Raw genomic sequence first — 9,995 nt, 5'->3', positions numbered from 1 at the left:
TTGCTAGCTTCTCAATTGTCACAGTTTTATGAAATTGCAATAGCATCAGCAAGATTTCTAGCATCTTGTACTGCGTAGGTGTCAGTACATTTTCAAAGCAAGTTTGGTAGAATTTAGGTAACATTATCATTTGATAGGTCTTGTTGAGAATACCTGACCTATCTTTTTTTACCTCAAAACGGTCACGCTCTTTTATTTGCTTTGTTTCAGCCCCTTTGTCACCCCTTCAGGTATGATTCATTAATTCATGCAGATAAAGATGGTTTTTATGGATTGATTGTTTATAATGCTGGACAATAGCTCCCGTTTTGATAATCAAGAGCGCAGCGAGTGCAAGGTATGGATGACGTGAACGCTGTTTTAATATTTCTCAAAGTCGCCCAACTGGGAGGATTTGTCGCAGCAGCACGAACGCTGGACTTGCCTAAATCTACCGTCAGTCTGAAGGTCAATGAGCTAGAGCAGCGGCTAGGAGTCCGATTATTTCATCGCACCACGCGGCGGGTTTCTCTAACTGAAGAAGGACGGCTGTATTACGAAAACTGTTTACCCATTGTTGATGCGTTACATGACGGTGATGATGCGATCGCTAGCTTGCAGGGGCATCCGCAAGGCACTGTGCGAGTGACAGCCACCGTGTTGTTTGCGCAGTCTTTTCTCGCACCCAATTTGCCGGAGTTTCTGCTGACCTATCCCGATATTCGAGTCATTCTCCATGCAACGACTGAATACAAGGATATTGTCAAAGAAGGGTACGATCTAGCGATTCGGATTGGGGAATTGCACGATTCATCCCTGGTCGTGCGGCTCCTTAGCACAGATCGCATGAAACTCTTTGCCAGCGCCACCTATCTCAAAACCGCTGGCGAACCAAGGTCGATGACTGATTTGACCAGTCATGCGCTACTTTGTATGGCTCATCGTCAGAACGATGTGACCTGGACATTGCACAATGAACAGCAGGAAACAGTAACGCTCTCCTTTCGTCCACGACTACTCAGCAATGACGTTGCCCCCATTTATGAAGCAATCGTTGCTGGAATAGGAATTGGGCTGATGCCAGAATTTCTGTTTCAGCAGCAGTTACAGAGTGGGAATATAGTAAACGTCTTGTCTCAATGGTCACTGGCTCCAGTCCCAATTAACGCACTTTATCCTAGCCGAAAATATATTCCCATGAAAGTCAAGGTCTTTGTAGAGTTCCTTGAGCAAAAGATGCGCTCGCGCGACTTCCAGAAAATAAACTGATACTGTTGGCGAACTTAATAAGGAACTTCCAAGAAATAAAATATATATTACGCTTTTAAATTGCACAATTACTTTCTAAGTTTATTGACTGCTAGCTGTTAACTGTTAACCGTCAACAGCAGTCAGTATGTTATTTACTAATGGGGATTTTATTTTTATACTTTTAAATTTTAATATAAATTTCTTGATGATTTTACCAAAAGCTGTGAGCAACAGTAATTTCTTGGGCAATCTCAAGACAAGCTGTTATGCATTATTGAACTACCCATCTGATAAATTTAACCCTAAATTATCTCAAAAATCCATTTATTGAAAAATTCCTGTGACTACCGGATATTAACCTCTTGCAGGTAATTTACTCCCTGAAGATACTCAATTCTAGTATTTGAGTTTTTAGAAACAAATAAATTTGCTTTTTTTGCAGAAGCTACCTTTTGATGTTCAGCCACCACGCGTTGCTTTCGAGTATATTCATTCAATTTGAGTTGAGCTTCAGCAGAAACTAAAGTATCCTGAGGAATATTTTTCAGAAACTTGATAGCGCTATTAAAATCACCAATAGATGCCTGATTGTAAGCTTTATTCAAAAAGTAAGCTGCTCTGATTTGCCGTTTACGATTGTATTCAGCCAATTTGTCTTGAACTATAGCACCAGCAGAACTTTCTTTAGGAATTTGACGCAAATATTGTAAGGCACCAGAAAAATCTTTGATATTGGCACTTTCGTAAGCTTTTGCTAATAAATCTTGGGTTTGTGCTTCAATATTGATGTATGCTTGTTGAACTAATTTATCTATTTTAGATTGCCAGTATGAAATATCTGGAATTTGACGAGCCGCATCCACAACATCTGACCATCTACTTTTATTAAAAGCAGTTACAGCTATTTGATATTGTTGTGCAGCTACTTGCCATTGCTCCTGCCATTCCTCAATTGTGGCTTGAGCTTCTGGATAAACATTGCTGTGGGCAGGAATTGATTTAGCTAGGGCGATCGCTTCTTGTAAATCCCCTGCTTGATATTCTTTTTTAGCTTGATTTAAAGTTTCTGATTCTGAGTAACCACCTGAAGTATTAATTAAAGAATATACACCAAATCCCATCAACAAAGAATTTGCCACCAACCCTACTTTCATTCCTGTCAACAGTGGCGATAATTTTCTCTCAGCAGGATTTTTCAAATCATCTTTAATCGTTGTTTCTAAAGAAATTTTATCATTTGCTGTTAATATTTCTACTGGTGGACTTTCCCAGATTATTTGTTGAAGAACCCGCAGAACTTCACCTGCAGACTGAAAGCGGTTTTTGTAATCGTAGCGAATCATTTGGCTGAGAACAGCAGCTAAATAATCATTAACTGGCGTATTTGGAGAACGCCAAATAATTTCATTAGTATCAGGAGCAACCTTTAATTGTAGTGGTTCTAGCCCTGTTAAAGCCTGGATAGCAATCATTCCCAGAGCATAAATATCACTGTTGGGCTGTGTTTCACCAATAAATTGCTCTGGTGGTATGTATCCCAATGAAGTGACGGGAATTCGATGAATAGGCAATTCTGCACCTATACCAAAGTCAATCGACTGGATTGAGCCAAAATCAATTAAAACTAACTTACTATCACCAGCGCGTCTAATTAAGTTCTCTGGTTTAATATCGCAATGGATAACGCCTTGAGAATGAACAAATTCTAGAATACCTAAGACATCTAATAAAAATTCTACAACTTCCCTTTCACTCCATACAGACCCCCACTCCTGCTCAATGGGCAATTCCGCAGTTAGCGCATGTCCTTCAATATACTCTTGCACCAAATAAAATCGCTTGTTCTCTTCAAAGCAGGCGATAAATTCAGGAATTTGCTCATGGCTTCCTAAAAGCTTGAGGGTTTGGGTTTCAGTTAAAAACAGTAACCTCAGCGTGTCCAAGTAGCTAGATTCAAAACTGCTAGCTTTGATCAGTTTAACTACGCATTTGGCATTGTCTGGGTAATCTACATCTAGAGCAATGTATGTTTGTCCAAACACCCCTGCACCAAGGCTTTGGACAATTTGGTAACGTCCTTGTAGTAATTTACCAATTATGTGGTGGATCATGACCTGGTTACTCAGTGAGTTCTTTTATTTAGTTTTTCTGACATTACCTCCTTATTTCCGGAAAGCATCAAATAAATAAGCACTTTCAAAAATTTTTGGACAATCCGTACATCATTGAGTAAAGTTAGCGATCGCCATTCTTGCAAAGCTTTAGGTTCTACGATCATGTCGTCAATGCTGAGTGTAGCCCTGTCAACTTGCGATCAGCATTTTATTTTACTTAGTATCTTTGTGCCTCTATGGTGATAAAAATTAATTCATTAACCACAAAGACACACAGATAACTGAATCTTGAAGGTTAGCTGACTAAATCTAGTTAATAGCGATCGCAGCAAATATAGTAACGCTATTCAACAACAGATAAGCAAAAATTGCTCCACCAATGCCACCAATCAGAAAACCATCAGTAAACTCACCCCATCTTTGAGTAGAATTGATAGTCTGTGGTACGCGAGGAACTGTTGCAACCGCTGCCGAACGAGGATAGATTTCTTGCTGTCTTTCAAAGCTGGTAGTCCCATAAATTGAAAAAGCAATTGTCAGTACGAGAATCAAACTGCCTGCGGCTAGTAAACCAAACAAGTTACCTGTATTAGAATTACCTAATAAACCTAATGAACCTAATGTTGCAAAGGGGCCAACTAGCCAATAACCATGAGCCATGCCAATTTCTAATCCCCGCGCTTGAGGAGATATGCCAGGGCGATAAATTGGCAAATATTTGAGAAACTTCAATGTCAAATCAGAAGAATTGAGTGAAATTGCTTGATTATTTGTTGGAGGATTCACTCGTGGTGGCTGAACCATGTCACCATTTTTAAAATCAAATCCGCCTGCAATCGCACGGGCGCGTAGCGCGTGCCAAATGTGACCCAATAGAAATATCAGCGCCAGAACAAAATGAAAAGTTACCAACCAACCACGCGCAGAAACTATACCAGTAGAAGTTTCTATAACTCTAACTGGACCATAGAAAACTTCGGGATAGACGGTGTTATTGACTGACGCAAAGTAAGCTGCCAAAAAGCCCATATATGCTACAGCACCAATGCTGTAAGACAGATACGCTTCCCCAGAGTAAATTAAAATTTGTCGTGCCCAGGCAAATGGCTTAGTCAAGATGTGAAAAATCCCACCGCCAATTAGCATCAAACCAACCCAGATGTGACCGCCGACAACATCTTCCAAGTTATCAACAGCTGCCATTCCCTCTGATCCCCAAACCCCAAACAAATAGCCAAAAATCCGGAATGGATTGAGCGTTGGATGATTGATTATCCTGACATCTCCACCGCCAGCAGCCCAAGGGTCAAACAGTCCACCCCAAAATACCGCCTTAGCAACTAAAGCCCAAGCACCCAAGCCTAGCAATACTAAGTGAATGCCCAAGATTGTCGTCATCTTGTCTTTGTCTTTCCAGTCATAGCCAAAAAAGCCAGCCCAAGTAGGATTGTCTTGTAATACTTCTGGTCCCAGCAGAGAGTGGTAAATACCACCAGCTGCCAAAATTACAGAGGGTATCAGATGCAAGACGCTGATTACAAAGTAGGGATAGGTGCTAATAACTTGCCCACCAGCACCGACACCAAGGCCCAAAGTTGCTAAATGAGGCAGTATGATTAATCCTTGCTCATACATTGGCAGATTCGGATCGAAGCGCGACAACTCAAACAGCGTCATCCCTCCAGCCCATAACAAAATCAATGCAGAATGGGCAATATGAGCGCCTAATAATTTGCCTGATAGATTAGTCAAACGAAAGTTACCAGCCCACCAGCCAACATCAGGTATTTGTTGCTTGTATGGGCTATCTTCAATTACTGCTGTCATCTCTATTACTCCTTGAGAATTTATTGCAATATTTTTCAGATTTAACTCAAAAAGTATTGCAAATATATTGCATTAAATTAAATTTAGCTAATTGGTTGTGGAATTACTGCTTCCTGACTCACTCTACCTTTGCGAAAATCAAACCCACGTGCCCGCAAAGCGTGCCAGATATGACCTTGGAGAAAGAAGAAAGCTAACCAAAAGTGAGCATTAGCTAACCAAGTCCGGGCAGTTACAAGGTCAGGGTCAGGTGATGAAAAGTATGGCACGATGTTCTGCCTAACTACGAGCGCTGGCCCATAAAAAACTTCTGGATAAACAGTGGTGTTTACTGATACAAACAGAGTTGCAATAAAGCCCATCAGTGCTAAAGCGCCAAGACTGTAGGAAAGGTAAGCTTCTCCAGACCAAACAAATAGTGGATGCGTCCAACTGAAAGGCTTAGTTGCTATGTGGAAAAATCCACCAATAATCAACAGTGCACCAACCCAAATGTGTCCACCAACTACATCTTCGAGGTTATCAACCCCAGCAATCCAAAATTTCCTAATTGCGCCAAATAAATAACCAAAAATCACAGATGGGTTTAATGTTGGATTTGTAATTACCCGCACATCTTCAACATTTGGATCGTACAAACCCCCAAAGTACATTGCTTTGGCGACTAACAAAAATGCACCACAACCCAATAAAACCAAATGTATACCAAGGATTGTGGTCATTTTACCCGTATCTGACCAGTCGTAGCCAAAGAAAGGAACTTTGCCTTCTAATTTTTCGGGACCACGTAGGGAATGAAAGATTCCTCCAAAACCCAGAAAGGCTGAGGAGATTAGATGTAAAGCTCCAATTACGAAATAGGGATAAGTACTCACAACTGTACCATTTGCGCCAACGCCCCAGCCTTGAGTAGCTAGGTGAGGTAGCAAAATTAAGCCTTGTTCGTACATCGGTTTTGCTGGATTAAAATGCCCCAGCTCAAATAGAGTCATGGCACCTGCCCAGAAAACTATCAGACCAGAATGAGCAACATGAGCGCCTAGTAATTTCCCTGATAAGCTGGTGAGTCTAGCGTTACCAGCCCACCAAGGTGAGTCAGTAAGGTCTTGCTCCACCGACAATGGACTTCTAGAGATTGTCATTTTTCACCTATCTAAAACTGTTGAGAATATTATTCAACAAGTTAAAAAAGAGCTTACACTAAATTTTTGCTTAATGCAATCGAATCTCATTAGTTATTTAAACTTGGTGACCAAGCCCTTTTGAGGTGGAGTGTAAGGGTGTACGAAAAATCTAGCCCCAAAGAAAAAGGATAGAAGAGTAAATCAGTCGAGTTACGATTCTGCCACTAGGCTGGGTAATCGCTATGCCGTCAGGATGATGCTATATAAAATAGAGTACGAGGGTTCCGCCTCTGGCTTTGACTTAACGCGTACTACCAAGATTGCAGACATCGCGGATGTCATTGAAAACTGTTTTTATGACATGTGAAATCCTGCCTTCTTGCATTACAATCCAGATGAACGCAGAATCTACCATAGTAAATGGTCGGGTTTATCCTTTGCCCATGAAGTTGAGGACACAGACGACCCTGTGAATGATATGTCTCCCATCCACAAAAGGATCTACCTTCGCTACAGCGCACACTGTCAATATTTTCGCCAATTTACTAAGCTTAATAAGCGTTTAGCTCAACGCAGTGTTTGACCACCCATGACTACTTCCTCGCTATCTGTATCATAGACATCATCGGTGCTTCGGCTCCGTAATTCGATACTCTCAGTATTTTAGTAGGGATTAGATTATAACTAAATAACAGAGGTATTTCATTCGAGAACGAGCTTGGGTTTAAAACACTATCAATGTCTAGCTTTTTATCATAAAGTTTTACAGGTTTCTGAGAATTATTAACATAAGCATATAAAGAAATTGTGTGGAGTCCACACGCATACATAAAATCTAAAGAATCAGGATAAAAAACATAGTATTTAACAACACTTTCACCAGATTTAAGAGCTATAGGTGTAGGTATTTCCGGCTGAGAATAATTGAACTCTTGACCAACAAGGATACTTTCTTTCCAAGCATAAAATTTTTGAGATTGACGACTTGAAAGATTTCTGAATTCAATGTAGAAAGCATCAATAACTCCGGTTAGACTACCAATATTTGTAATAGAAATCGGAAAATTGATAATTAATACCTGATTTGGTAAACGCCCAAAAGTTATCCATCTCAGTGGAGGACTAACGAATTTTGCACCACGCAAAATATTCCAATAAGCAGTAAAAAGTGAAATTAAAAGGGATGTACCCGCTATAAAGTCTTTGGGTTCTATATTTACCAAAGCGATATTCGGTAGAGATAGATGAAACATGACGTAAGTTCTAAATTTCATCTAACTACAAACTGTATTTAATGAATTCCTGACACTACTATAAATCTTAAAGCACTACTTTGTCTCTCTTTGTCTTTAATATGACTACTTATATAGTAAGTACATAGTTTAACAACTTACGAGGTTTAAAACTCAAAGTCAAATTGGACTTTGACGATTGCTTTGACCGAAATAGCTGGTTTACCTGCTGTACCACTGATCTAGAAAATTAAGGGGCGTCTGGCGATATCTACCTCTGGGAGTTTACCAATATTAGATGGGAGCTTTTGTGAGCTGAGAAGAAATCGCAAATTTTTTGATTTGGCGATCGCTTGCAGTGTATCCTCAAAATCAGGATGAGCGACAATAATCGATTCTCCATAATTTGCGATCACATACTCTAATTGTGGGTGGCAGTGGGAAACACACAGAGATACCGCTATTCCACCAGCACGCCAAATTTCCTATAGAACCCATTTGAGATCTATACAGGAGGGCAATCGAATTTGGCTGAACTACGAGCTAAGTTACAAATTTTATAGATTGATCGTCAGGATTTTTTTCTTGCTTTTTTTGTCGCTCAACACGACTGTATTGTAGGGTAATGTATCCGTTCCCAGCGGAATTGGCAGCCTAAAACTGGGGCTTTTATGATCGAGTTCGCCTAAATCAATGCTTTTCTTTATATCGCCATCTGTTGCCAAATAAGCGGTAAGTTCGCCTTTATAATCTTCAATTAAAAAGTCTCTAAAGAAAACGACTTCCCCACCCTCAGGATCTATACCAAGGATGACCGTACCGCTGAAAGTTGCGCCTTTTCGTTCTTCATCAACCGTTGCCATTGTGATTTCCGAGGGGTCTTGACCGGACATATCTGCCATAAACTTTTTCCTGGGCGAATTCTCAACAATTGAAAATGATTTTACAAGAGCGCTATGGGCGATCGCAAAACTCTCAGGACGTATTTCTGCATCGGTCTTGCAAATGTATAGAATCCCATTTGGGATCTTGGAAGAACGGGTAAAATGAGAAATAAATGCCGTACTCCAACAGCATCCTCAGATTATGACCAAGCTCAGATTCCAACTGGCACCCAAACCCACGAAGGCAGAAAAAGATGCCCTTGGTAAAACGGGGTTTGTCTCGGTTGCAACTCGTTGGTGGAAGAGAACGTTCAAATGCTTGGATGGAACGATGTAAGAGTTTGGTCAAGAACGAAGAAGCGAACATTGCCTCATGCGACTGCCAAGCTCAATCTATGTTTTATCAGACTCATGCTTAAGCGGTTAGCTCAGGCATAGATATCAAATGGGTTCTATAGAGTAGCTGTACAACTTTACGCCTATACAGCCAATTAGTTGTTTTTGACATCACGCGCCATCTTGATGTAGTAATCCTCAACTTTTTTGGTATTGGAACGACGGCTGGTAGTAGCGGGTGTTTCAAAAGTCGTATTTTGAGCCGTTTGAATTGGCTCTTGATTTATATCTTGTACGCGATCGGATTCTAAGAAATAATTAGAGTTAGTCAATCCGAAGACGCTGCCAAAATAGCCAAAGAAATTTTTTACAAAATTTAACAACGGTTTAAAAACAACAGAAAAAAAGCCTTCTAAACGAAGAAATAAGTTCTGAATAATTTGGGTGAGACGAGACATAGTAGCGCCCTCTATAATTACCTATTATTATTGTGACTTAATTTATATTTGAGGATGAAATTGCTGCTATGCCAAAATTCTACCAGTGTACCAGTAGAGTTACTCGTAGCTATAGTTGTCTCAATTTTTCAAATTAGCTGGCTCTACCTTTCGATATAAATCCCAATACTTAGAAGCATTGCTTTTTGAGTTGAACAATTAGAGAATTCAGGTTAATTTGGCTAGGTCAGCCTTGAGGAAGATTTACCCAATTATATTTTCGGTGTTGCATAATAGAGGGATGAATTGAGGTCATCTACTGTGCAATGTCCATACTGTGAGTCTACGGAAATTAGAAAGAATGGAAAATGGAGAGGTAAACAAAATCACATCTGTAATAACTGCGAGCGCCAATTTATTGATGTGTACGATCCGCCAAAAGGATACTCAGAGAAACTTAAACAAGAATGTTTAAAAATGTATCTTAATGGTATCGGTTTTCGTGGGATTGAACAGGTTAAAGGTGTACATCATACTACTATAATTTCTTGGGTAAAACAAATAGGAGAAAAGCTGCCAGACGTACCAGAAGAAGATGCTATACCAGAAGTTGGAGAACTAGATGAATTAGAGACATTTATAGGTTCAAAAAGCGAAAAGTTGCGTGCGGGGGTTCCCCCCGTTGAGCAAACTTTTCAAGACAAAACAAAATCTGGCTGTGGACAGCAGTAAATCACTTTACTCAAGGTATTTTAGCCTGGGTCTTAGGACGACAACCAAGGTATTTTAGCCTGGGTCTTAGGACGACAAC

The 9,995-nt window shown here is 40.1% G+C and carries 10 protein-coding genes and 1 pseudogene; 3 read left to right on the top strand and 8 right to left on the bottom strand.

Annotated elements, in window-relative coordinates; genetic code table 11:
- Positions 1-339: 339 nt before the first annotated feature.
- Positions 340-1,248: a LysR family transcriptional regulator gene (locus FCR06_RS31465; protein ID WP_138506775.1), complete on the top strand. Its 909-nt coding sequence runs from the start codon at positions 340-342 to the stop codon at positions 1,246-1,248.
- Positions 1,249-1,574: 326 nt separating this feature from the next.
- Here the strand turns inward: FCR06_RS31465 and FCR06_RS31460 are convergent, their stop codons facing one another.
- From FCR06_RS31460 to FCR06_RS31435, 7 genes are all read right to left on the bottom strand, one after another.
- Entirely contained in the window at positions 1,575-3,341 is a 1,767-nt protein-coding gene (locus FCR06_RS31460; RefSeq protein ID WP_138506773.1) for a serine/threonine-protein kinase, read from the bottom strand.
- Between the two features lie 11 nt (positions 3,342-3,352).
- On the bottom strand, positions 3,353-3,508 hold the full coding sequence (locus FCR06_RS33255; RefSeq protein WP_189523662.1) for a hypothetical protein: 156 nt from the start codon (positions 3,506-3,508) through the stop codon (positions 3,353-3,355).
- A gap of 145 nt (positions 3,509-3,653) precedes the next feature.
- Positions 3,654-5,171, bottom strand: coding sequence for a chlorophyll a/b binding light-harvesting protein (locus tag FCR06_RS31455; protein ID WP_138506771.1), 1,518 nt, complete (start codon positions 5,169-5,171; stop codon positions 3,654-3,656).
- 83 nt (positions 5,172-5,254) lie between these two features.
- The gene (locus FCR06_RS31450) at positions 5,255-6,313 is read right to left on the bottom strand and encodes a chlorophyll a/b binding light-harvesting protein (protein ID WP_138506769.1); all 1,059 of its coding nucleotides are present in this window, start codon (positions 6,311-6,313) and stop codon (positions 5,255-5,257) included.
- Between the two features lie 575 nt (positions 6,314-6,888).
- The gene (locus tag FCR06_RS31440) at positions 6,889-7,548 is read right to left on the bottom strand and encodes a hypothetical protein (RefSeq protein WP_138506767.1); all 660 of its coding nucleotides are present in this window, start codon (positions 7,546-7,548) and stop codon (positions 6,889-6,891) included.
- Positions 7,549-7,769: 221 nt separating this feature from the next.
- Positions 7,770-7,943: a hypothetical protein gene (locus FCR06_RS33250; protein ID WP_189523661.1), complete on the bottom strand. Its 174-nt coding sequence runs from the start codon at positions 7,941-7,943 to the stop codon at positions 7,770-7,772.
- Positions 7,944-8,084: 141 nt separating this feature from the next.
- Complete coding sequence (locus tag FCR06_RS31435; protein ID WP_039754244.1) at positions 8,085-8,429, bottom strand: hypothetical protein; 345 nt, start codon at positions 8,427-8,429, stop codon at positions 8,085-8,087.
- 236 nt (positions 8,430-8,665) lie between these two features.
- Here FCR06_RS31435 and FCR06_RS34070 point away from each other — a divergent pair, with 236 nt between their 5' ends.
- The gene (locus FCR06_RS34070; protein ID WP_223280387.1) at positions 8,666-8,830 is read left to right on the top strand and encodes a hypothetical protein; all 165 of its coding nucleotides are present in this window, start codon (positions 8,666-8,668) and stop codon (positions 8,828-8,830) included.
- A 72-nt stretch (positions 8,831-8,902) separates the two neighbouring features.
- Here FCR06_RS34070 and FCR06_RS31425 read toward each other — a convergent pair whose 3' ends face one another.
- Positions 8,903-9,205, bottom strand: a complete 303-nt coding sequence (locus FCR06_RS31425) for a threonine dehydratase (protein WP_138506765.1) — start codon at positions 9,203-9,205, stop codon at positions 8,903-8,905.
- A gap of 300 nt (positions 9,206-9,505) precedes the next feature.
- On the opposite strand from FCR06_RS31425, the pseudogene FCR06_RS31420 reads away from it, so the two are divergent.
- Positions 9,506-9,995, top strand: a pseudogene (locus tag FCR06_RS31420) (IS1 family transposase); the annotation flags it as partial.

Source organism: Nostoc sp. PA-18-2419, from assembly GCF_005869855.1.
Taxonomy (GTDB): domain Bacteria; phylum Cyanobacteriota; class Cyanobacteriia; order Cyanobacteriales; family Nostocaceae; genus Nostoc.
Note: the sequence above shows the minus strand (reverse complement) of the source record. Positions and strands in the feature narration are given on the sequence as shown.